General features: G+C 60.9%; 19 protein-coding genes. 12 read left to right on the forward strand and 7 right to left on the reverse strand.

Features of this window, described 5'->3' with window-relative positions:
- Nucleotides 1-4 precede the first annotated feature (4 nt).
- The 5 genes from U5775_RS21505 to U5775_RS21525 all read left to right on the forward strand — a co-directional run bounded on the left by U5775_RS21505 (nt 5) and on the right by U5775_RS21525 (nt 7,190).
- On the forward strand, nt 5-1,228 hold the full coding sequence (locus U5775_RS21505; protein ID WP_322060106.1) for an MFS transporter: 1,224 nt from the start codon (nt 5-7) through the stop codon (nt 1,226-1,228).
- Nucleotides 1,229-1,265: 37 nt separating this feature from the next.
- Complete coding sequence (locus U5775_RS21510; protein ID WP_322060107.1) at nt 1,266-2,372, forward strand: porin; 1,107 nt, start codon at nt 1,266-1,268, stop codon at nt 2,370-2,372.
- Nucleotides 2,373-2,422: 50 nt separating this feature from the next.
- Entirely contained in the window at nt 2,423-3,211 is a 789-nt protein-coding gene (locus U5775_RS21515) for an alpha/beta hydrolase (RefSeq protein ID WP_322060108.1), read from the forward strand.
- Nucleotides 3,212-3,395: 184 nt separating this feature from the next.
- Nucleotides 3,396-4,856, forward strand: coding sequence for an amino acid permease (locus U5775_RS21520; protein WP_322060109.1), 1,461 nt, complete (start codon nt 3,396-3,398; stop codon nt 4,854-4,856).
- Nucleotides 4,857-4,916: 60 nt separating this feature from the next.
- A complete protein-coding gene (locus U5775_RS21525; protein WP_322060110.1) occupies nt 4,917-7,190 on the forward strand; it encodes a flavin-containing monooxygenase in 2,274 nt (757 codons plus the stop codon).
- On the opposite strand, the gene U5775_RS21530 is transcribed toward U5775_RS21525, so the two are convergent.
- Nucleotides 7,187-7,981 carry a LuxR C-terminal-related transcriptional regulator gene (locus tag U5775_RS21530; protein ID WP_322060111.1) on the reverse strand — a complete coding sequence of 265 codons (795 nt, stop codon included), beginning with the start codon at nt 7,979-7,981 and terminating at the stop codon, nt 7,187-7,189. The genes U5775_RS21525 and U5775_RS21530 overlap by 4 nt on opposite strands.
- 172 nt (nt 7,982-8,153) lie before the next feature.
- Here U5775_RS21530 and U5775_RS21535 point away from each other — a divergent pair, with 172 nt between their 5' ends.
- Together U5775_RS21535 and U5775_RS21540 are read left to right on the forward strand one after the other, a co-directional pair.
- On the forward strand, nt 8,154-9,266 hold the full coding sequence (locus U5775_RS21535; protein WP_322060112.1) for a P1 family peptidase: 1,113 nt from the start codon (nt 8,154-8,156) through the stop codon (nt 9,264-9,266).
- Between the two features lie 60 nt (nt 9,267-9,326).
- Nucleotides 9,327-10,436, forward strand: a complete 1,110-nt coding sequence (locus U5775_RS21540) for a polyamine ABC transporter substrate-binding protein (RefSeq protein WP_415913627.1) — start codon at nt 9,327-9,329, stop codon at nt 10,434-10,436.
- Here the strand turns inward: U5775_RS21540 and U5775_RS21545 are convergent.
- The 4 genes from U5775_RS21545 to U5775_RS21560 all read right to left on the reverse strand — a co-directional run bounded on the left by U5775_RS21545 (nt 10,420) and on the right by U5775_RS21560 (nt 15,644).
- Nucleotides 10,420-11,382, reverse strand: coding sequence for an alpha/beta hydrolase (locus tag U5775_RS21545; protein ID WP_322060114.1), 963 nt, complete (start codon nt 11,380-11,382; stop codon nt 10,420-10,422). The genes U5775_RS21540 and U5775_RS21545 overlap by 17 nt on opposite strands.
- A gap of 43 nt (nt 11,383-11,425) precedes the next feature.
- Nucleotides 11,426-12,883: an aldehyde dehydrogenase gene (locus U5775_RS21550; RefSeq protein WP_322060115.1), complete on the reverse strand. Its 1,458-nt coding sequence runs from the start codon at nt 12,881-12,883 to the stop codon at nt 11,426-11,428.
- 65 nt (nt 12,884-12,948) lie between these two features.
- Nucleotides 12,949-14,100, reverse strand: a complete 1,152-nt coding sequence (locus U5775_RS21555) for a zinc-binding dehydrogenase (protein WP_322060116.1) — start codon at nt 14,098-14,100, stop codon at nt 12,949-12,951.
- Nucleotides 14,101-14,390: 290 nt separating this feature from the next.
- On the reverse strand, nt 14,391-15,644 hold the full coding sequence (locus tag U5775_RS21560; RefSeq protein ID WP_322060117.1) for a citrate/2-methylcitrate synthase: 1,254 nt from the start codon (nt 15,642-15,644) through the stop codon (nt 14,391-14,393).
- A 224-nt stretch (nt 15,645-15,868) separates the two neighbouring features.
- On the opposite strand from U5775_RS21560, the gene U5775_RS21565 reads away from it, so the two are divergent.
- The 5 genes from U5775_RS21565 (at nt 15,869) to U5775_RS21585 (ending at nt 21,041) form a co-directional block, all read left to right on the forward strand.
- Nucleotides 15,869-16,990 (forward strand): cupin domain-containing protein, encoded by a 1,122-nt coding sequence (locus tag U5775_RS21565; protein WP_322060118.1) that lies wholly within the window; start codon nt 15,869-15,871, stop codon nt 16,988-16,990.
- Between the two features lie 11 nt (nt 16,991-17,001).
- Nucleotides 17,002-17,895, forward strand: coding sequence for a 4-hydroxy-tetrahydrodipicolinate synthase (gene dapA / locus U5775_RS21570; RefSeq protein WP_322060119.1), 894 nt, complete (start codon nt 17,002-17,004; stop codon nt 17,893-17,895).
- A 43-nt stretch (nt 17,896-17,938) separates the two neighbouring features.
- Nucleotides 17,939-18,487 (forward strand): hypothetical protein, encoded by a 549-nt coding sequence (locus U5775_RS21575; RefSeq protein WP_322060120.1) that lies wholly within the window; start codon nt 17,939-17,941, stop codon nt 18,485-18,487.
- A gap of 7 nt (nt 18,488-18,494) precedes the next feature.
- Nucleotides 18,495-19,478, forward strand: coding sequence for an ornithine cyclodeaminase family protein (locus U5775_RS21580; RefSeq protein ID WP_322060121.1), 984 nt, complete (start codon nt 18,495-18,497; stop codon nt 19,476-19,478).
- Nucleotides 19,479-19,577: 99 nt separating this feature from the next.
- Nucleotides 19,578-21,041 (forward strand): MFS transporter, encoded by a 1,464-nt coding sequence (locus U5775_RS21585; protein WP_322060122.1) that lies wholly within the window; start codon nt 19,578-19,580, stop codon nt 21,039-21,041.
- 120 nt (nt 21,042-21,161) lie between these two features.
- Here the strand turns inward: U5775_RS21585 and U5775_RS21590 are convergent, their stop codons facing one another.
- Nucleotides 21,162-22,433 (reverse strand): MFS transporter, encoded by a 1,272-nt coding sequence (locus tag U5775_RS21590; protein ID WP_322060123.1) that lies wholly within the window; start codon nt 22,431-22,433, stop codon nt 21,162-21,164.
- 257 nt (nt 22,434-22,690) lie between these two features.
- Complete coding sequence (gene dmpG, locus U5775_RS21595; protein WP_415913626.1) at nt 22,691-23,734, reverse strand: 4-hydroxy-2-oxovalerate aldolase; 1,044 nt, start codon at nt 23,732-23,734, stop codon at nt 22,691-22,693.
- Nucleotide 23,735 lies beyond the last annotated feature (1 nt).

Here is a 23,735-nt window from a genome sequence, read left to right on the forward strand (position 1 = left end):
CATCGTGGCGACCGCACTTGGGAACGGCCTCGAGATTTTCGATTTCACCGTCTACAGCTTTTTCGCCGCGTATATCGGCAGTGCCTTTTTCCCCACTCACGATCCGATTTCCTCACTGCTGCTCGCGGTTGGCACGTTCGGCGTGGGCTTTTTCGCGCGGCCGGTCGGCGCGTTGCTGCTCGGCAGCTACGCCGACCGGGTCGGCCGCCGTGACGCCATGACGTTGAGCATTCTGCTGATGGCCATCGGCACCTGCCTGATCTCGCTGTGCCCGACCTATGGACAAATCGGCTGGGCCGCACCGGTCCTGATTGTCGGCGGCCGCATCCTGCAGGGCTTCGCGGCGGGCGGCGAAATCGGCACCGCGACGACCTATCTGATGGAATCGGGCAGCCAACATCGGCGGGGCTTCATGGTCGGCTGGCAAATGGTGAGCCAGGGCGTCTCTTCCGTCATCGGCGCGCTATGCGGCTATGTGCTGAGCCATGCGCTCGCGCCCGATGCCCTCGCTGCCTGGGGCTGGCGCGTGCCGTTCGCGATCGGCACGCTGATCGCGCCGATCGGCTTCTATATCCGCCGACATCTCCCCGAATCGCCTCAGGGTGGCGCACACGACGCGCATCGTCATCCGCTGGGCGAGCTTTGGGCCGGGCACCGCAACGACATGCTGGCCGCCATCGGGCTCACCACGGGGCAGACCGTGACCATGTACGTAATGGTGTTCTACATGCCGAGCTATCTGACCCGGATCGTTCATCTTCCCGCGTCCACGGGTTTTGCGACGGCGCTCGGCGCGTCGATCGCATTCACGATCTTCGCGTTCATCGGCGGTTTCGTCGCCGACCGGTGCGCCAGCCGCAAGGCGCTCGTGCGGCCTGCGTTCATCCTGAGCACGGCGGCCTGCCTGCCGGCGCTGTGGATCGTGACGCGCACCACCCACGCCGCCGCCGTCGTGACGACCGTGATGGTCGTCACCGCGCTACTCGGCTTCAGCGTCGTCGCCACGCTGCTGCTGATGATGGAACTGTTCCCGGCGAACGTGCGAGCGACCGCTTTCTCGACCACCTATGCGCTCGCCAATACGCTGTTCGGCGGCACGGCCCAGTTCATCGTCACCGCAATGATCGCGAGGACGGGACAACCGTTCTCCGCGGCCTGGTATGTGGCCGCCTGCGATCTGATCTCGCTCGCGGCCGTGCTTTGCGTTCGCGAACGACGCATGGACTGACTGTCTACCGCCCCACTTTGACCCGAGACGCTACCTCATGAGAAACATTCGAAAACTTGCCTGTATTCCTCTGCTCGCCTGCACCGCCGGTGCGCATGCGCAGAGTTCCGTCACCCTCTACGGCATCATCGACGAAGGCGTGACCTACACCAACAATCAGAAAGGCGGCAGCACATGGCAGGTCACACAAGGAAACTATGCCGGATCGCGTTGGGGTTTCAAAGGCTCCGAGGATCTCGGCGGCGGCACGCGTGCCATCTTCACACTCGAGAACGGCTTCAATCCGTCGAATGGCGCTGCCCTGCAGGCGGGCCGACTATTCGGGCGTTCGGCGTGGGTCGGTCTTGCCAATGAAACCTACGGTTCGCTCACGTTCGGTCGACAGTACAACAGCGTCGAAGACTATCTGACGTTCGAGCAAGCCGCATCGAACGGCGCACTGGGCGCATTCGCCAACTCGGTCTACGACAACGACGACCTCAATAACACGTACCGGAGCCAGAATTCGGTCAAGTATACGAGCCCGACCTTGCGCGGATTGACGGTCGAGGGGCTTTACGGGTTCTCGAATCAACCCGGTGCGTTCGCGCAAAACCGGACGTGGAGCGTGGGCGCCGACTATAGCAACGGCCCGCTGCGGCTCGACGCTGCGTATGCGCACCTCAGTGCGCCGGGAAGCACAGCGGGTGGCGCCATTGCATCGGACAACTACTATTCCACCGCCAGCTCGATCATTGCGAACGTGAAGGACAACCGCGTGTTCGGTGCGGGCGGTTCCTGGACGTTCGGCCCCGCGACGCTCGCAGTCCTCTACACCAACGCCCAGTTCGATATCCTCACTGGCGGCAGTCTGCATTTCGCGAACTACCAGATCAACGGCCGCTGGCTGGTCACGCCCGCCTGGCAGGTAGCGGCCGGCTACATCTACACAAGCCAGGACAGCACGTCTGCCAGCTACACGAACGCCCACTATCACCAGTTGACGCTGGGCACCAACTATTTCCTGTCGAAGCGCACCGATGTCTATTTGAGCGCGGGCATCCAGCGGGCATCGGGCGCCAACGCCTGGTTCACGAATCTCGGCGCGCCATCGAGCAACAATCACCAGATCGTCATCACCGCGGGCCTCCGCAACAAGTTCTGACGCATTCCAGGCCGCCGTTCGGGCCGAACCCTACCCAAGGAGAAAGAGCAATGCCCACTGTAAAAACCACCGACGTCAATCTGTACTACGAAATTCATGGCGAAGGCCACCCGGTCTTCTTCGTGCACGGCGGCGGAGGAAACACGATGTGCTGGTTTCAGCAAGTGCCCTTCTTCCAGAGCCGCTACAAAACCATCACGGTCGACATGCGCGGCTTCAAGCAGTCGCACTGCGCACCGGAACTCGTGCACCCTCGCTATTTCCCGGACGACATGCTGGCGATCATGGACGCCGAAGGCATCGATCGTGCAGCGTTCGTGTGCCAGTCGCTGGGTGCGTGGGCCGGCCTTCCGCTCGCCGTGCGTCATCCTGAGCGTGTGTCATGCCTCTTCATCACCGGCTCTCCCACGCCCGCGTGGTCGGAGGAAAACTGGCATGTGTTGAAGACGGCCGGCGACACCTTCAATAGCGGGCGCCTCGGCGGTGCGGGTCGCGGCGATGGCGTCGGCTGGAACCGGAGGACGGTGAAGGAGCGTCCGGAACTGTTCTTCCTGTACAGCCAGATCAAGCAGCTCAACGGTCCCTTCGACGCTCGCACGATGCAGGACGATAGCGTCAAGCTGCATCCCGAAGACTTCGCCGATTTCAGCGTGCCGACGTTCATCGGCGGCGGCACGCACGACGACTTCCTGACGCCGACCAGCCATTTGCACGTGCAGACGCTGATCCCCGGCGCGCAAACGTACACGTTCGAGGACGCCGGTCATTCACCCTATTTCGAAACGCCCGACGAGTTCAATCAGGTTGCGGATCGGTTCCTGAAGCAGTACGCACGCTAACCCGCAACGTGCCGGGGCGTCCCCGTCGACGAGATCCGTGTAATGGCCCTGTTTCCCGGTGCTGGCGTAAATCTCCATGGGCGGTATCACGCTGGTTGCCTTACGCCGCCCATGGCGTACTCTAAAGAAGTCCAGCAAGTCGAATCGATTCGTTTTGAATTAAATCTGAATGGGACAAGCTGCCATGGCCGACATCAGTTACCGGGCGCGGAAATCCGTCGCCGACATTGTGCGCAGCGCGGATGCCGAAGGCGGCCGCGCGCTGTCGAAGACCCTGGGGGCGCCCAGCATCACCGCGATGGGCATCGGCGCCATCATCGGCGCCGGAATTTTCGTCCTCACCGGCACCGCCGCGGCGCAATTCGCCGGACCCGGCATCATCCTGTCGTTCGTGCTAGGGGGCATTGCCTGTGCGTTTGTCGGCCTTTGCTACTCGGAACTGGCCGCCATGCTTCCCGTATGCGGCAGCACTTACACGTATACGTACGCGACGCTTGGCGAAGTGTTTGCGTGGATCATCGGCTGGGACCTGATTCTCGAGTACGCCATGGGCGCGGCGACGGTCGCGGTCGGATGGTCGGGCTATATCGTCAGCTTGTTGCATAACATCGGAATCGCCATCCCGCCCACACTCGCGGCGGCCCCCGGCACGACGGTGCAGCTTGCCGATGGCACGACCGCCTCCGGCATGATCAACCTCCCCGCCGTGCTGATCGTCGCCATTCTCACGACGATGCTGGTGCTCGGCACCCGGGAGTCCGCACGCCTCAATAACATCATGGTCGCGATCAAGCTGACCGTGGTGGTGGCCTTCATCGCCATCGGCGCGTCCTTTGTGCATCCCGCCAACTGGCATCCCTTCGTTCCGCCCAACACGGGCGCATTCGGCAGTTTCGGGGCAAGCGGCATTCTGCGCGGCTCCGCGGTGGTGTTCTTCGCCTTCATTGGCTTCGACGCCGTATCGACGGCCGCGCAGGAGGCGAAGCGGCCACAGCGCGACATGCCTATCGGGATTCTCGGGTCGCTCGTCATCTGCACGCTGCTCTATATCCTGGTGGCCGCGGTGCTCACCGGTCTCGTACCCTATGCACAACTGAACGTTCCCGATCCGATCGCCAAGGGTGTGGATGCCATTGGCTTTACCTGGTTCTCCGTACTGATCAAGATTGGTGCGCTAACCGGGCTGACGACCGTGATCCTCGTGCTGCTCTATGGGCAGAGCCGTATCTTCTTCACGATGTCGGAGGATGGGCTGCTCCCCCACCTGTTCTCCAGCGTTCATCCGCGCCTGCACACACCGCATCGAAGCCAGCTCATGATCGGTACGGTCGTCGCCATCGTGGCGGCCCTCACGCCGATCGGCATACTGGGCGAGATGGTCAGTATCGGCACGCTGTTTGCATTCGTGCTCGTGTGCGGCGCGGTCATCTACCTGCGACGCAGCGACTCCGACGCAGCGCGCCCGTTTCGCGCGCCCGGTGTGCCGATCGTCCCCATCCTCGGGATTGCGTTTTGCCTGTTGCTGATGGTGGGGCTGCCGTTGATTACCTGGGTGCGGCTCGTCGTCTGGCTGCTGATCGGCATGCTGATCTACATGCTATATGGCCGGCATCATTCGCGACTGCGTCATCCCGAGCGTCAGTAGCATGGGGGATCGCAAGGTGGTGCGCGGGCTGATGACGGCGCCCGCGGCCCAGTGGAACCGGTGCGCCCGATTGGTGTCATCGCCCAGGCGTCGTCACTGCCGGTGGCGCGAATCGGGCTCGACGTAGTTCGGGGCTTTCCACACGAGCCCGATCAGGAGGCCGAGCACACAGAGCGCAGCGATATACCACGCGGGCGCCATCACCAGGCCTTGCCGTCCAACGAGAAGGAAGAATTCCGTGGCCGCGCGTTTCATTCCGCCCACTGGGATCACGATTACCGGCTCGAGGGAAAACGCGTCGCCGTGATTGGCACCGGTGCCTCGGCGATCCAGTTCGTACCCGCCATTGCCGATACCGTTAAGTCGCTCACGGTATTCCAGCGTTCGCCCGCTTACCTGATGCCGCGCCCGGACCGCGAGTACAGCCCGTGGCGACGCGCGCTGTTCCGCAAATTGCCGTGGGCGATGAAACTGCATCGCGCTGCGATCTATCTGCGCTACGAGTCGCGTGCGATTGCATTCACACGTTTGAACGGGCTGATGAAATTCGTGGTCGGTCGGCCATTCAGAAAGTTGCTCGCACAACAAGTTCATGACGCGGCGCTGCGCGAACGGCTTGCGCCCGACTATCCCATCGGATGCAAGCGCATCCTGCTGTCGAGCGACTATCTCACGGCAATGACCCGGAACAACGTCGAACTCGTCACCCAGGGTATCCGGCGCGTGACCGGGCACGGGGTCAAGACCGCCGATGGCACGCTGCATGAGGTCGACGCGATCATCTATGGCACCGGCTTTGCTGCCACCGAATTCCTCTCGCCAATGCGTATTACGGGGTGCAGCGGACTCGACCTTAACGAGGTCTGGCGGCGCGGCGCGCAGGCCTGGCTCGGCATGAGCGTGCCAGGCTTTCCTAACTTCTTCATGCTGTACGGCCCCAATACCAACCTCGGCCACAATTCGATCGTCTACATGCTCGAAAGCCAGATTGCGCACGTGATGCGCTGCGTGCGCGAGATGCAGCGCTCGGGTGCAAGCGCCATCGACATCGATCCGCGTCCCTACCGGCGATTCAACCTGCACGTGCAGCAGAGGCTCGCCGCTTCGGTATGGAATGGCTGCAAGAGCTGGTATGTCGATGCGTCCGGACACAACAGCACCAACTGGCCAGGCTTCACGCTTTCATACCGCTGGCTCACACGCTTCTCCGGGCTCTCCGCCTACCGGTTCTCGACGGCGCTACCAGGACTCGCCGGACAGGCGGCCGGCGTCACCGTCGCAGAGCCCACCGGCATGCTCGAAAGACTCAACGCAAGCGTCCTGCGCGGCTTTCTGCGGGTCGGATTCCGCACGCTGATCGGACCGCCGTTCGGCGTCGGCTTCCAGCGGAGCATCGTCGGGATGCTGTCGCTGCTGATGCCCGGCGTGGGCGGCGTGATCCGTTATCGCACGCCCGCGGGCGGCGTCGCTACGGAGATCGTCGCGCCCAGACACGCGGATACGGGCGGCGCGATCCTCTATCTGCACGGCGGCGCGTTCTGCCTCGGTGGCCCCAACACACACCGCAGCGTGACGACGCGGCTTGCGCGTGAGTCGCACATGGCGGTTTGGGTGCCTGACTACCGGCTCGCGCCGGAGCACCCGTGCCCGGCAGCACTCGACGACGCGCTACGCGTCTATGCAACGTTGCGCGCGCAAGGCTATGCGCCGGAGCGCATCGTCATTGCCGGCGATTCGGCAGGCGGCGCGCTCGCACTGGCCCTGGCGATGGCACTGCGAGAACGCGGCGAGGCCATGCCGGCGGCACTCGCGCTGATCTCGCCAGTCACCGACGCGGCACTCGGCGGCGAAACGCTCTCAACGCGCAGCGCCGATGATCCGATGATCCGTCGCGGCTGGCTGGAGCAAGGCCTGCGCTGGTATTACGGCGCGGATCCTGCGGCTGCGGGCGGCCCGCTCGATACCGATCTGCGCGGACTTCCGCCGATGCTGGTCCAGGTGGGCGATCAGGAGACGTTGCTGTCCGATTCGCTTCGGCTTGCCTTGCACGCCAACGCTTGCGGCGTACGCTGCACACTCGAAGTCCATGCGGGACGCTGGCACGTGTTCCAGTTACAGTCGCTCTATTTGCGCTCGGCACGAGATGCGTTGCGCACGCTCGCGGACTTTGCGGCGCAACGCGCAAGTGCTACCGGTTCGCTGCAGGCGCACGGCGGCGCGCGATATGCGATTACCGCGCGCGATGCCTCGGTTCAAATCACTGGCGCCCTCCGGACTGATGCCGGTATGGCGCCGAACCAAATCACGAATGGCGTTCTTTCGGCCAACGTCTAGACATCCTCATCGATGAAGAGCCGGAACAACGCCGCCTGCGATGAAATTTCGAGCTTCCGGTAAAGATTGCTGCGGTGGACCTTCGCCGTGGCCGGAGAAATGTCGAGCAACCGGGCGATGTTCTTGCTCGAATGGCCACCAAGGATCATCATCGCGACCTCAATCTCCCGGTCGGTCAGATGCGGATTCGCGCGCCGCCGCAACGCTTGCTCGAAGTGGCTGCGCCGCTCGCTTTCGGCGGCGACGCGCTCAGGTGCGCCCGTTTCGTCGGCAGGCAGCCGTGCGGCGCGACGCATCAGCGGCAAGATCCATGCACCGTAAAGACAGAGCGTGCCGATATCCGCGTGACCGATGCGCCGACCGCCGCCCATCGACAGCGAAACAGTCTCACCGCCCGGCAGCGGCGCGAGATATTGCACTTCGTCCTCCACCACGTTCACCGAGAAATAGCGTCGAAAATATTCCGTCTCGCGAAAGTGATCGGGAGCGACCTCATCGAGCCGGTATACGCCTGGACTGATCTGCCCGAGGCTGAACTGATAGAACGGGTCGAGCAGATAAACGTTGTTCAGATAATCCACAAACAGCGCGTCGTATGGCTTGCTGTCCTGGCTTTGCGCTATCAGGCACGGCTTGCGTATCGGGCTGAAGACCACCACCACCCAGTTGTCGAACTGGACGACGCCCCGCAGCAGGTCGATCAGTGCATTCCAGAACTGCGGGTCATCGAGACGCTCGATCAGGCGCCCGAGTCGCTGGTGAAACGCGATGTCCGTCGTCTCAAGCTTCATTCCGTCTCCTTCCTCTAATCCCAAAGGTTTAGCCCCGCCGCTGCGCCTAACCCGTCGGAACGATAGTCCTCCCGCGGCGAGCCGCCTACCATCGCCGTACCTCGACGCAGGTGAAACGCGTCCGCGAGTAGTCGAAACACACAAGGCGCTTCCCGCGCCTCGGAGAAAAGGTATGCGCATCAGAGACATCGGCATCCGGATCGGACGTGGCATGCCCGGTCCGTTGAACAGCATCACCGATGTGCCCGGCGTTCGGGTCGGACATCGTACATTGATCGAAAAGAACGGGGAATCGTCGATTCGCACCGGCGTAACGATCATCGAGCCGCGTCCGGGCATGGCGCGGCTCGACCCGTGCTATGCGGGGTGCCACGTGCTCAACGGTAACGGCGACGCCACGGGCCTCGAATGGATCCGTGAGTCCGGCCTGTTGACCACGCCGATCGCCTTCACGAATACCCACAGCGTCGGCGTGGTCCGCGACGCGCTGGTACAGGCAGAGCGTGCGTCGGTGGGCTCGCAGCAGTACTGGTGCATGCCGGTCGTGCTCGAGACATTTGACGGCGTGCTTAACGACATCTGGGGGCAGCATGTGACCGCTGCCCACGTGCGCGAAGCGTTGGCCGATGCGCGCGGCGGGACAGTCGCCGAGGGTTGCGCAGGCGGTGGCACCGGCATGATCTGCCATGAATTCAAGGGGGGAATCGGCACGGCTTCGCGGCGTCTCGCCGATCAGGACGGCGGGTGGACGGTCGGCGCGATTGTCCAGGCCAATTACGGCACGCGAGACGCGCTGCGCGTGGCGGGCTATCCCGTCGGCCACGCATTGGCCGACGTGGCCTCGCCGTTTGAGCGGCGCAATGCCGGCACGCCCGGAATGGGCTCGATCGTGGTCGCGATCGCCACCGACGCCCCGCTGCTGCCCCACCAGTGCGCGCAGATTGCCCGGCGCGCCGGCGTCGGCCTGGCGCGCGTTGGGGGCGGCACCGAGTACTCGAGCGGCGATATCTTTGTCGCGTTCTCGGTCGGTAACCGCGGGCTGCCACCCGCCGACTACAGCCGCACCAGCGCACCGCTTGCCACACTGCAGAGCGTGACGCCGGACTGGATGACGGCACTGTTTGTCGCGGCGGCCGATGCCGTGGAGGAAGCCATCCTCAATGCGCTTCTTGCGGCCACCGACATGGAAGGCCGCGTGGGACAGGTCCGCGCTCTCAATGCCCAACGGTTGCTGCGCGCGCTCGAAGCCGCTGGCTGGCAGCCCGACCGGGCACCTCGCAATTAGCCGCTGCTCGCCTCCCCTGGTAGTCCGAACCGAATCTTCCTGATCCGAGAGCCCAATATGATGACTCGTCGTTTTCCGCCCCTTCTCTGCGCTGTCTTCGCTGCCTCGCTGGTGGCCCTTGCAACGACCGCGACTCGTGCCTGCGCGGAGGAACTCAACCTCTATAACTGGTCGGACAACATTGCCGATGACACGGTGTCTGGCTTCGTGAAGCTGACCGGCATCCATACGCGCTACGACGTCTACGATGGCGATGAGACCCTGCAGGCCAAGCTGCTCGCTGGCTCGTCGGGATACGACGTCGTCGTGCCTTCGTCAGCCTACGCGGGCAAACAGATTCAGGCGGGCGTGTATCAAAAGCTCGACAAGAGCAAAATCCCCAATCTCGCCAATCTCGATCCAGTGCTCATGAAAATGGTGTCGAATGCCGATCCCGGCAACCAGTACACCGTGCCGTGGTCATGGGGAACGGATGGCATCGGCTATAACTCGACGAAAGTCGCCGAAATTCTCGGCAAGGATGCGCCTGTCGACAGCTGGGCACTGTTGTTCGACCCGCAGTACGTGTCCAAACTCAAGCAGTGCGGCGTGTCGGTGCTCGATTCGCCAGAAGACGCGTTCGCGGTCGGCCTGATCCAGCTTCACAAGAACCCGAACAGCACAAACCCCGCAGACTACCAGGCCGTGTACCAGCTCTATCGGAACATTCGTCCGTATATTACACAGTTCAATTCGTCCGGCTATATCAACGATCTCGCCAACGACGACGTTTGCGTTGCGCTTGCGTGGTCCGGCGACGTCGCGATCGCGAAAGCGCGTGCGGAGGAAGCGCATCGTGCTTACGAGATTCGCTATTCGATTCCTCGAGGCGATGGCATCCTGTGGTTCGACCTGATGGCCGTACCGAAAGACGCACCGCACGCGGACGCGGCGATGCAGTGGATCAACTATATCCTGCAGCCGAAGGTCAGTGCCGCAATCACGAACAAGGTGTTCTACCCGAATGCCAATGCGGCTGCACGCTCGCTAGTCAAGCCGTCGATAGTCGGCAATCCCGCGATCTATCCCGACGCCGACCGGCTGAAATCGCTGACCTTGCAGGCACCGCTGCCGGCCGAGATCATGCGGCTCGAGAACAGGCTGTGGGCACAACTCAAATCCGGGCGCTAGGCGGGCTTTCGGATGCCATGTGATCTACGAGATTCGCCTTGAAGAAGGGAATCAGCCTGACAAGCGCCTGAGACACAGGCTCCGGTTTGTCGTAAAGGTCGTAATGCGACCAGCCTTCGACGACTACCAGTTCCTTTTTCTTCGAGGCGGCGCGCCCGATGATCTCGCATCCGTCGCGATAGGCTCCAAACGCTCCGACCTTGTCGCCTACGACGACCATCAGCGGTTGCGTGAGTAACGTTTCGCACAGGTGGAACGCATCCCAGCCGACGGCAGCGGCCTGGTGCGAAAACAATGCGCGGTTGACACCATGCGGCGTACGCCCCCGATCGGTCCGGTAATACTCCGTCGCACCGCAGAGGTCGATTTCGGTGAGGCCGGCTGCCTTCGCGGCCTCCGGTGAGGACGGCAGTAAATCATCGACACGTAGCGCGGCACCGCGCGCCTGCGCGGTACGTTGCTTTGCCATCGCTTCCAGAGCGGCAATCGGGTCATAGTTGCTGAAGCCTTCACGCATCAGCCGACCATAATTGGCGCCGGTCACCGTACCCACTGCCTTGATGCGCCGTTCCGTCATCGCTGCGTTGATGGCGTAGCCACCGCCACCGCAGATCCCGAGCACGCCGATGCTGTTCTCGTCGACATACGGCAGCGTAACCAGATAGTCGGCGACGTGGCGGAAGTCCTCCACTCGCAGTGTCGGGTCTTCGATGTAGCGCGGCTCACCGCCGCTCGCACCCTGGAAGCTCGCATCGAACGCAACCACGACGAAACCCTCTTTCGCGAGCGCTTCGCCATAAACGTTGCCGGAAGTCTGCTCCTTGCAACTGCCGATCGGATGCGCGCTGATGATCGCTGGATACGTTTTCGACTCGCTGAAATCCGGCGGCAAATGAACGTCGGCGGCGATGTCCCAGTAAGGAGTCTTGATGGATACAGTCTTCATACGATTGACCTCTATATGAACAAGCTGACGTGATGAATGTCCATCACGCCATGATGATCGTTTTCGATTCCATGAATGCGGTGAGTCCCTCCACGCCGCCTTCGCGGCCGATGCCCGACTGTTTGAAACCACCAAAGCCAATCGAAAAGTCGGTACGTGGTCCATTGTGGCCGACCGTGCCCGACCGGAGCTGCCGCGCGACCTGCATGGCACGATCCCGGTCGTGCGTGAACACCGCGGCGTTCAGGCCAAAGAGGCTGTCGTTCGCCATCTTGATCGCACCGGCTTCGTCGTCGGCGGGAATGACGCAGAGGACCGGTCCGAAAATCTCCTCCTGCGCGATCGCCGAACGGTTGTCGACGCGGCCAAAAACGGTGGGCTCGAAGAAAAAGCCACGCTCAAGATGCACAGGCCGCTTGCCGCCGGTCGCAAGCCTTGCGCCCTCCGCTATACCTCTTGCGACGTAACGCTCCACAGTGTTCCGTTGCCGGGCGCTGGCCAGGGGGCCCGAGGTGGTCTGCTCTGCAAACGGATCGCCGAGAACGATCGCGCGCGCAATGCCCGAGAGCGCTTCGACCATCGAGTCGTGTTTCGCTCGCGGTACGATCACGCGCGTCAGGCTATGACAGATCTGGCCGGTGTTGTAGCCGAAGTAGGCATTGCCCAGCGCGTTCGCGGCGGCCTCTACATCGTAGTCGTCGAGAATGATGGCGGGCGACTTGCCGCCGAGTTCCAGCGTCACACGTGCTACCCGTTCTCCCGCGATCGAGGCGATCCTGCGCCCGGCGGCGGTAGATCCGGTAAACGTGATCTTGTCCACGCCGGGGTGACGCACGAGTTCTTCGGAAACATCGCGATCCGCTGTCACCACGTTGATCACGCCAGGAGGCAAACCGATCTCTTCGCAGATTTCCGCGAACCGGTAAGCCGAGCACGGCGCCTCCACAGGGGACTTGATGACTAGCGTGCAGCCTGCCAGCAGCGCCGGAGCCGTTTTATAAGCCAGCAAGCCGGCAGGCCCGTTCCACGGGAGAATTTCCGCAACCACGCCGACCGGCTCGAAAACGCGCCAGGCCGGATTTCCCGTGACCGACCGGCACGCTTCGCTGAAAGCGAAAGTCGACGCCATCGCCGCATACTGGCGAAACGCTCCGCCGATGAACAACCCGATACGTGGTTGGGCGACCTTGTAGACGATCCCGGTCTCGATTGCCCAGATACGTGCGAATTCGTCATTCAGCGCCTCGAGGCGTGCCGCGAGCCGTTCAAGGTAGGCCGCTCGCTCCTGTGGCGTCATGCGTGGCCACGGGCCGACGTCGAAAGCGTGCCGCGCGGCGGCAACCGCCCGCTGCATGTCCCCGGACACCGCTTTCGCGACGGTCGCGACGACCTCTTCGGTCGAGCAATCGATCACGTCGACCGTCTCCGGTGTGGCAGGGTCAACCCAGGCGCCACCAATGAACAGATGGCGCGGGTGTTTCAGTTCGATGGTCCTTGTCATTGCATTCTCCGCTGCCGTACCCGGCAGCAAACTTCGAATTCCGGCGTGATACCCGGCGCACGGTGTCAGAACACGAATACGCCTTTGCCGCCGGACTGACGGTTGAATTCGGCGTAAGCTTCACGACCCTGAGCGAGCGTCCACTCGCGGGTAAAGAGCCGGTCCACCTCGACGCCATGGTCGGCGATGAAGTGGGCGCAGTCTTGCATCGCAACCTGCGAGAACGTGAACGAGCCGATCAGCGTCCGCTGCTTGCCGATCATGTCCTGCATGACGTCGACGGTGACCTCGCCGCCAACAGCCACGAGCGCAATTCGCCCCCACATCCTGGTGCTGCGGATAGCCTGGCGTCGCGCCGTCTCACCGCCCGCGCACTCGGCCGCACAAGACACGCCCTTGCCCCCGGTAAGCCTGTGAATTTCCTCGACCGGATCGAGCACGCTTGCGTCGATGGCATGGGCAACGCCGAATGCGCGGGCCTGCTCGACGCGCGTGGCACTGATGTCCACGCCAATCACCTCGACGCCCATGGCCGAGGCCAACTGGGCAGCAGACAGACCCACGGGGCCGAGGCCAAAAACGGCGAGCGTGTCGCGCGCGCTGATGTTCAGACGCAGCAATGCCCCCCAGGCCGTACCGGTCCCGCACGCGACAGCCGCACCTCCCTTGAACGACATCTCCTGAGGCAGATGCACGAGCGACGAAGCGGGCACCTTCATGAAATGCGCGTGGCCGCCATGACTTAGCACCCCGTAGATGCGGGCACCGTGATCGCACAACTGCGTCCAGCCCGTACGACAATGCTCACAAAAGTTACAGCCCGCGTAGTGAAAGACCATGACGCGGTCGCCCACCTTGATGGACTTCGCGTCCACGCCCGCGCCTACCGCCGCTACGACCCCACAGGGCTCGTGGCCGCCGATGATGCGATCCGATTCGATCCGATGCGCGAGACCCAGCATGCGCAAAGATTCGCTCATTCCGTTGCGGTAATAATGCAGGTCGGTTCCGCACATGCCCGATGCTTTTATCTCGACGATTGCCTCGCCGGGACCGGGCACCGGGTCGTCGAAATCAACCAGATCTACCTTGCAGTCGCCTTGAAAAACCAGCCCTTGCATTGCCTCCATGCCTCCGGTTTTGTTGTCCGTCAGATGCGCGAATTCGACCGAACCGCGCCACCCCCGTCGTGTCGGATGAGCGCGGCCCCGGGCCACGTGCTCCGTAATGATAAGAAGGCAATCAGTGGAATGCGAATGCGCTTTTTCGAATCGCCGGTTGATCTTTCTCGAACGCGCCCGAATTCTTCTGGATTCCAGCTATCAAGATGACTTTTCGAAATAGCCTTCAGTTCGGGAAACGCTAGCGGGCGGGTACAGCTGGTCCAAGATCGGCGGCGAAATCGAGATCTAGCCGTCCGCTGCCCGCCCAATCCCCAGGGCTTGTTCGAGAACGCGATGGTCCCGTAACAAGCGGAAATTCGCTCTTTATATTTATGTCAATTGGATCACCGCTGAGTCGGGTTCCCCACAAATTTTGCGCGCGGCCGCAACAGAAACCCGAGTGTGCGCTGCTCCAAGACGTGCGCGACCCACCCGCTCGTACGACTGAGGATCCAGATGGCCGTCGCCGATCCGTCTGGCATTCCCAACGCACGAGTTAGCGTGACCAGTGATACCGCCACTCCAGGACTGGATTCAAAACTCCCTCGGACATCGTCCAGAAACGCGAGCGTATTCCGCGTTCCCGCATCGAGTTTCGGCAACGACCGCGTCAACTCAAGAATGAGGTCCGCGCGGGGATCACCGCCTGGATACATCGGATGATTGAATCCGAACAAACTTGCGCCGTACTCCTTGACCAGGCCTGCTCTTTGCGAGAGATCTTTTGCAGAAGTGGTCTGAAGCAACGCAGTCTCCACCTTTTGCGTAGCCGTACCCGTGGAGAATCCCACATGCGCACCTATGGCTGCCGATACGCAGTTGTACAGGTCAGCGTTAGTCGAGGCCGCAATACGCGCGGCGAATGTAGCCGGCGCAAGTTCGTTGTCGGCAAGAACGATTAACGCTCCATTGACGGCGCGGACTGCCTCTGGCGCTGGGGCGATTCCGTTGGCGCGTAACAAGAAAGTCGCGAGCGACTCATACGGTTGACGTTCAGCATAGCGACGTGCGACCTGAAGAAAACCAAGACATCCGGCCATCGTCTGCATGATCAGCCGCGCAGCGGGCACAGATGCGCCGTCCGCAATCTCCTTCGCCCCTCGATCTTGCATGCCAAGCCCAAAGGTAATCATGCCAAGCAGGTTACCGATATCACCAGAAACAGAAGTCTTTCGGTAGTGATCCAGCAACTGCCTCACGTCGGCTGGAGTCGCAATCGCCGGCCACGGCGCGAAATTGTCCTGCCACATGCCCGTAATCAATAGCTGCACGACCGATTCGAAGGCAACCCCGGCGCGCGCCATCTCGACAGCGGACCGGCTTCGATAAAGCGGCCCCCCAGGCGTCACCTGCGTGATCGCAGATGCCACTACGGGAGCGCCCCAATGCATCGTCGATTCGGCTGCGGCTACTGCAGGTGGCCGTCCGCGCTTGCGGCTACGGACGCGCTCGACATCAGTGCGGTAATAAAGGCTCCTACGCCCGTCAGCGTGCGGCGCAGTCTTGATCATTCCCCGACTCACGTACGCATAGAGCGTACTGGGTTTAATGCTGAGCAGTTCGAGCACTTCCGCACGAGTCAACAGATCTTTGAGCATTTACTTGCGCCTTCGCCCCTGGATGTAATCAACCAATTGTACCGCGTTGAACCTCAATGAATGTACGTCTCGCTCCCTTAGTATAAGGATCAGCATGATTATATTGATTTTAATTATCAATCTTGATAATTAACCGCACGAAGCCTATCGTTTGCGCACATCGCCGAAGCAACGCAGCAATCGCCACGGACACGCCACGGCCAACCCAGGAGCAAGAGGACACCATGCAAGAACTAAAACGCGAGTTCGCAACTCGCCAAGCCATGTTTATCGACCAGACAGGCGGAAGTCCACGCGACAACCACTATTGGGAACCCGTCGTCATCACGCGCGAGGAAATCGAAGCCGAAGTGGCACGGCTTGCGGCGCTGCCGGCACCTGAAGATGGCCGTCGCCAGTCGCTGATCGTCCACCCGGCGGCAGACCGCACGAGCCCTGGTCTCGCGCCCGGTATCCAGGTAGCACTTCAAGTGCTGCTTCCAGGCGAATCGACGCGACCGATGCGCCATAACGCGACCGAAGTGAACTTCTGCATCCGTGGCGGCGGTCGCACTATCGTTGCAGGCCGCTCGATCTCGTTCCGCCAATACGACGTCTGGAATCACCCCTCGTACGTTGCATATCAACACATCAACGATACCGACGAAATCCAGGTTCGGCTGACCTACTCGAACATTCCTCTGCTGCAGCACATGGAAATCTACGTGCCGGATTTCGATGTTGCACTCGACGTCGCAAGCGGGGCTGCGATTATGCATAAGGATGACGACCCCCGCCGCAAGAATCCGTTCGGTACCTTCCCGATTGGCACCGAAGGGGGTCTTCTGATGCCGTATGAGACGCTGATCAACCCAACGGTAATCGAATCGAAGCCGCTTCACTTCCCTTGGGAAAACGTCAAGGCGGAACTCGACAAGCTTTCGGCACTCGGCAGTGACTACATCGGCCGACGCCTGTACATGATGTACAACCCGTCTACTGGCCGCACGAACGGCATTACGCCGAACTTCTTCGCGACGATGACGGTTCGTCCGCCGAAGATCGTTGATCGCCCGCACCGCCATGTCTCGGCTGCAATCAACTATTACTTCTCGGGTTCCGGGCACAGCATGGTTGCCGGCAATCGTTACGAATGGAAGGCGGGCGACCTGATGCTGTCGGCTCCGGGCTGGGCAGTCCACAACCATGCATCGCACGACGAATCGGTCTACGAGCTGACTATCCAGGATCAACCACTCAACATCTACATGGAATCGCTGCTTTGGCAGGAAAGCATGAAGGAAGCCCCCGCATTGCTGGGGACGGAGACCGGATTCCAGACCAACCGTAGCGCAGCTGGCGCCTGAAGAGAATAACCATGAACCAACTGAATGTACTGCAAGGATCGATTACCCCGCTCGTCACGCCGTTCCGCAATGGCGTGGTGGACTATGAAACATACGCACGCCTCGTCGACTGGCAAATCGCTAACGGCGGTCATGGTGTGCTCGTCAACGGCACCACTGCAGAACCTGGCACGCTTACCGTTAGCGAGCGCAATCGGCTCGTGGAGGTTGCAATCGAGGCCGCCGCTGGTCGCGTTCCGGTTCTCGCCGCCACCGGCTCGCAGTCACTTGCCGAGACGCTCGAACTGACCGCACACGCAGACAAGGCTGGCGTCGACGGTCTGCTCGTCGTGACGCCCTATTACATCCGACCGCCTCAACGTGGCCTCGTCGAGTACTACGTTGAAGTTGCGGGTCGGACCGACCGGCCCGTTCTGATTTATCACATCCCTGGCCGTGCTGCAGTCAGCATGGACCTGGCCACTGTCAAGGCCATCAAGGAACGCGCGCCGAACCTCGTGGGTATGAAGCACGCGGTCAACGACATGGGTTTCGTCACCCACATGCTCGACGTATTCGGTCCTGACTGGCGTGTTTTCGTCGGGCTCGAGGAACTGAGCTTCCCGATGCTCGCGGTTGGGGCGTGCGGCCTGATGAACGCGGTGGGAAACCTCGCACCGCGCAAGGTCGCAGAGCTCTATGAGGTCGTCGAGCGCGGTGACCTCGAAGCTGGCCGAAAGCTGCATTTCGACCTGTTCGATCTGAATCTTTCTGTTTTCTTCGATACGAACCCGATTCCCATCAAGTACATGATGAAGCGGATGGGCCTGCTGCCAGGCAATGAACACCGCCTCCCGATGGTGCCTGCAACACCTGAACTCGAAAAGCGTCTTGATGGCGTCCTCGAGCGTGCAGGCTTGATCTAGGGACCATGGACGAGAGCTCAGAAGACAGTTATTGGAGACAGACATGAGCACACAGATTCCGCGCCTCGAAATGGAATCGCTACGCCCCGACCTCGCGGCCTATCTCGAACCTCGGGTCAGACGACTGGGCTATCTGGGCGAACTCTTCAAATGTGCAGGTAACGCCCCCGACGTGATCCTTCAGTTCATGCACTTCACCGATGCACTGAAAGATGCCCTACCCGACCGTCTCACTGAGCTAGGCGCACTGACGGTTGCCAGCTATATGGAAAATCGGTACGAGCGCCATCAACACGAACGCCTGAGCGTCAAGCTGGGCTTTCCGCGCGAGTGGATTGCCCAGGTTACCAAACTCGACCCGGCTGGTGCCGGCACATTCACAGAGGTCGAGGCCGCCGCGCAAGTCTATGCACTTGCTGTGCTCGAGAAGCGCGGCATCGGCGTAGAGCAGGAGTTTGAAGCATTCGCCAGCCTTGTCCCCGCATCGGAAGCGATGGCTTTCGCTCTGCTGATCGGCCGCTATATCACCCACGCCATCGTGGTCAACACGTTGCAACTGGCACCGCCGGTGCCTTCGATTTTTGAGGAATGATAGTCCCATGACTTCACCGATCTGGATTTCCGAACAGAACGTTGTGGACCTGATGAGTTTGCCCGACGCGATTGGAGCGCTCGAACGGGGGCTCGCGCTTCAGGCAAGCGGAGACGCGCGAAACATGGTCAAGACTCACGTCGCATGGGGTGAAAACAATCTGCATGCAATTGGCGCGAGCGTTCCGGACAGCGGTCTCGTGGGAACGAAAACTTGGGCGCATACCACCGGCGGCACTTGTCCTTTGCTCATCCTCTTCGATTCGGGTACCGGACAACTAAAAGCGATTATCGAAGCTTTCGCCCTCGGTCAAATGCGCACCGGTAGCATTTCAGGGGTGGCGACACGCTGGCTAGCGCGGCCCGATGCAGACTTACTGGCGTTGATCGGCACCGGCAAGCAGGCGCTCGCACAACTTGCTGCTGTCGCAGCCGTTCGCCCGCTTCGCCAAGTAAGAGTATTCAGCCCGACACCGGAGAAGCGTCTTGCATTCATCGAGCGTGCCCGCCAGTCATTCCCCGGAATCGAAATTGAAGAGTCGAAGTCTGTTCAAGAGGCAGCAAACGACGCGCCCATTATCACAACCGTGACGCGCGCAAAACAGCCGTTCCTCAATGCTTCGATGGTCGCACCGGGTACCCATATCAACGCAGTCGGCGCAATCACCGAGGAGCGCATCGAACTCGATGACGAAGTGCTTTCACGGTGCACCCGCGCCGTCGTAGACGACCTGTCAGCGGCTCAAAAGCTGTCAACCGAGCTGATCCGCACGTACGGCAAATCGCAACGATGGGAAGAGGTATCGTCGTTGTGTGACGTCGTAGCAGGCGAGCGGGCTCGCAGTGCCAACGACGACATCACCGTGTTCAAGGCAATGGGCATGGGTGTGTCCGACCTCGCACTTGGGGTCGAGATTCTCGCACGCGCCACTCGTGCCGGAGCAGGAATCGAGCTACCCACACCGGTTCGTATCCCTCCGCGACTTTCCTGACGGCCTCAACGAACAAAACAGGGGCGCAGCTCAAGACTGCCCGTTACCGAACACTCCGCAAGCTGCGCCCCTCGCAGAATGACATTACGGAGACGAAACGTGAGCATCAGCCCAAGCGCTGCACACCCTGCCAAACAACGCAAAAATCACCCCGGCGGAGTCGGGATTCGGCAAGCGGCTACTTCCGAAAAGATAATCGACGTCTCCCATGAGATAGAGTCCGCGCCCCTCCGACCGTTCCACATCAAGCTCGGTCTACTGATTTCACTGATTCTCTTGTTTGACGGGTACGACCTGTACAACACAGCATACATTGTCCACTACGTTGCTGCGGACTGGCGGCTCAACGCACAACAGATCGGCGCACTGCTCTCAAGCGGGCTCGCCGGATTCGCCGCCGGTTCGACAATTTCTGGATTCTTCGCCGACAGGTTCGGACGCAGAACGGCTCTACTCCTGGGCTGCTGGACATCAAGTGCGATGAGTCTTGCGATAGCGTGCTTCGCACGCGATCTGCATTCGTATATCGTGCTTCGCTTCGTCATGGGCCTCTCGTTGGGGCTGCTCATGCCGGTTGCCATTACCTACATCAACGAGATTGCCCCTTCCCGTGCATCGAACCTGTTCACAGCGTGGTTTTTCTCCCTGGGCTGGCTAGGCGGAGCGTCCGCGGCGGGACTCGTTGCAGCCTGGCTTGCTCCGCGCTATGGCTGGGAAAGTCTCTACTTCGCGGGTGCGTTAATGTTACCCGTCAGTGTGTGGTTGCATCGGCTTCCCGAATCGCCGCATTTCCTCGCAAGCCGTTCTCGTTGGGCAGCGCTCGCTACACTCCTGACGAACATTCAGCCTGAGCGCGCAACGACGTATGCATCAGCACAGTTTTCCTCTCCGCGTAAGGAAAAAAGCGCCTCGTTTCGGCTCTTGCTGTCGCGAACATACATGGCACGGACGATTTGCTTTTGGGGCGCAGGCATGCTTAGTCTGTTTTCTGCCTACAGTCTGTCAACGTGGCTGCCCACGATCATACTTGCGCGCGGGGAAAAGCTCTCGGCAAGCTTCGCCTATGGCTCGCTTCTCGCCGCCTGCGCGGTCGGCGGCGGCCTGCTAACTGCTGCGGTCGCCGACCGCATCGGCGACCGTCGTCGTGTCATCGCATCGAGCTTTGTACTCGGCACCATCGCCATTGGCGCGCTTGCACGCGCCCATACGCCTCTTTCGACCGTCGTGGCCGTCGCAGCTGCGGGAGCCTTTGTCGTCGGCTCGCAAATTGTTTTGAACAATTTGGTGGCATCTTCCTACCCCACCGAAATTCGCGGTACAGGCGTTGGCATGTTTCTCGGAATTGGGCGAATTGGCGCGATGCTTGGACCAGTCGTTGCCGGCATCACAAGGCAACTCTCGGGCTCCTACGACCTGGTCTTCGGCATAGTGGCAGTCGCTGTCCTACTGACCGCCATATTAATTTACGGATCCCCGCGGACGAGCAGTTCTGGTGAGAGAAGCAAGGACGCAACCGAAGAAATTGAAAGTGAAACGCACGCCGACGAGGATGATCGGTACTAGCGCCTCAATCATGGGTCGAAAAAAACAGGAGGGCTGATTTCCCTCCTGTTTTTGTTTGCCGCTCGATCAGCGCTCATCGCGCATCAACACATGTTGATAAGACGTGTGTCGAATATCTGCCTACGTCGTAACTGAGCGCCGTGCAACCGACACGCTAAAGCGGCCGAGCGAATACGTCAGAATACTCGCAGTGACCGAAAACACGCTCAGCAAAAGCAGTCCGTTCTCATAGGAACCAGACCGGACGAAAGACTGAGCCATTAGCGATGGACCAACACCCGCGCCAGCGATGAAACCCACAAATATCCACGAAAAAATCTGGCCGTAGGCGCGGAGTCCGAAGAGTTCGGCCACGAGAACACTCGCGACAGCCACCTCAGCGCCGTTACAAAGACCCAGGATGGCAGCTGCTGCTATTCCGCCGATGGCGCCAGACGACGTAGACAGCAATGCGCACGTCCCCAACGGAAGAGCAAAAAAGAATGCTGCAACTTTTTCCTTGACAAAGCGATCCATTGCGACGCCACCAAGCAGACGCCCGGCCACCATGAAGAGACCTGACATAGTTGTAGCAGTCGTTGCAACAGAAGCCGAAAGTTTCCGGTCGATCAAGATCGGAAATAGATGGAGTTGGAGCCCGACAATGACGGCTGCGATCAAGAACATGGACGCGGTAATGAACCAGAATCTGAAGGACCGAATTGCTTCGGTCGCGGAAACGCCGTGATCCTGCCGCTCGGCGTCCATGCCCGTGGAGGTACCCACCGTTGGTTCCGTGGCTTCAGGAACTGGCGGTCGTTTCACTAGAAGGAAAATCGCCGGGACGGAGATAAACAGAACGACAGCGCCCAGCCCGACGTATGCGACTCTCCAACCAAAATCATGAATCAATGTTTGTGTCAGGACAGGGATAATCACCGTGCCGCTGGCCGAGCCCACCAACATCAGCCCCATCGCCAGTCCACGACCAAGACCGAACCATGCGGAGATAATCTTGGCGTATCCGAGCGGCCCTTGCACTGCCCCAAAAAGACCCCACACCGCGTATAGCACCAAAAGAAGCGTGTGAGACGGTGTCAAGAATGACAGTGAAGCCGTTGACGCCGCGAATAGTGCACTTCCGAATCCCAGAACGATCCGGGGATCATAGCGGTCAATTAATCGACCAACCACGGGCGTGCCCAGCGCCATAAAAATCATGAACACACCGTAACCGGACGTCATGACGTTTCGAGCCCATCCGAATGTTTCACTTACAGGCAAGAGAAACATCCCGAACGTCATAGTGGTTACAGTGGTCACTCCAGCGATTAGCGCCAAAGCGCAACCCGCTAGCGTCGAGTACTGCGATCTCGTCCACGTTGGAATAATACCCAAGTTGCCCGTCTCCATGTGCACCCCCTCCTTTTGATAATATCTTCAATCTACGACCATTCCGTCATGTTCATGAATTGGTGAAATCACATCACCTTCCACGCAATTCATTAACCAGAAACACGAATAGTTTCCGGATTTACTTTCTCCTTTTTAGGTACGCCATGAATTAAAAATGTCTGAAAGTCGACTAAAGGCACGACAAGGTTTCGCACCTCTTGAGCCATGAGGAGTCCATGACGCGCGCCGGAGGGCACCGGCGCGCGTCACGGTTTTCACGTAGCACCAGGTTCGCGTTCTTGCACGCGCTTCTTGAGGTCGAGCGCCACGTCAACAATCATGTCCTCCTGGCCGCCCACCATCCGGCGTTTGCCCAGTTCGACGAGAATGTCCACCGTCTTCAGGCCATACTTCTTCGCGGCCACTTCCGAGTGGCGCAGGAAGCTCGAATACACGCCCGCGTAACCGAGCGCGAGCGTTTCGCGGTCCACCCGCACCGATCGATCCTGCAGCGGGCGCACGATGTCGTCGGCGGCATCCATCAGCGTGTAGAGGTCGGTGCCGTGGTTCCAGCCCATGCGCTCGGCCGCGCCAATGAACACTTCGAGCGGCGCATTGCCCGCGCCCGCGCCCATGCCCGCGAGCGAGGCATCGATGCGATCGCAACCTTCCTCCACCGCCACGATCGAGTTAGCTACGCCGAGCGAGAGGTTGTGGTGCGCATGCATGCCCGTTTGCGTTTCCGGCTCGAGCACGGCCTTCACCGCGCGGAAGCGGTCACGCACGTCATTCATCGTCAGCGCGCCGCCCGAGTCAACCACGTAAATGCAGGTCGCGCCATAGCTTTCCATCTTCTTCGCCTCGACGGCGAGATTCTCCGGCGTGGTCATGTGGCTCATCATCAGGAAGCCCACGGTGTCCATGCCGAGTTCGCGCGCGTACTCGATGTGCTGCTTCGAGATGTCGGCTTCCGTGCAGTGCGTGGCGACGCGCACGATGCGCGCACCCGCGTTGTACGCGGCCTTCAGGTCGTGGATCGTGCCGATGCCGGGCAGCAGCAGCGTGGCGATCTGCGCGTGCTCGACCACATCGGCCACGGCCTCGATCCATTCCAGGTCGCTGTGTGCGCCAAAGCCGTAGTTGAAGCTCGCCCCCTGCAGTCCGTCGCCGTGTGCAACCTCGATCGAATCGACCTTGGCGTTGTCCAGCGCGCGGGCGATGTCCTGCACGTTCTGGATCGAGTATTGGTGACGAACGGCGTGGCTGCCGTCGCGCAGCGTCACATCGGAGATATAAAGTTTCTTGCTCAGAATTTTCATG

This window comes from Paraburkholderia sp. J63, from assembly GCF_905220245.1.
Lineage (GTDB): Bacteria > Pseudomonadota > Gammaproteobacteria > Burkholderiales > Burkholderiaceae > Paraburkholderia.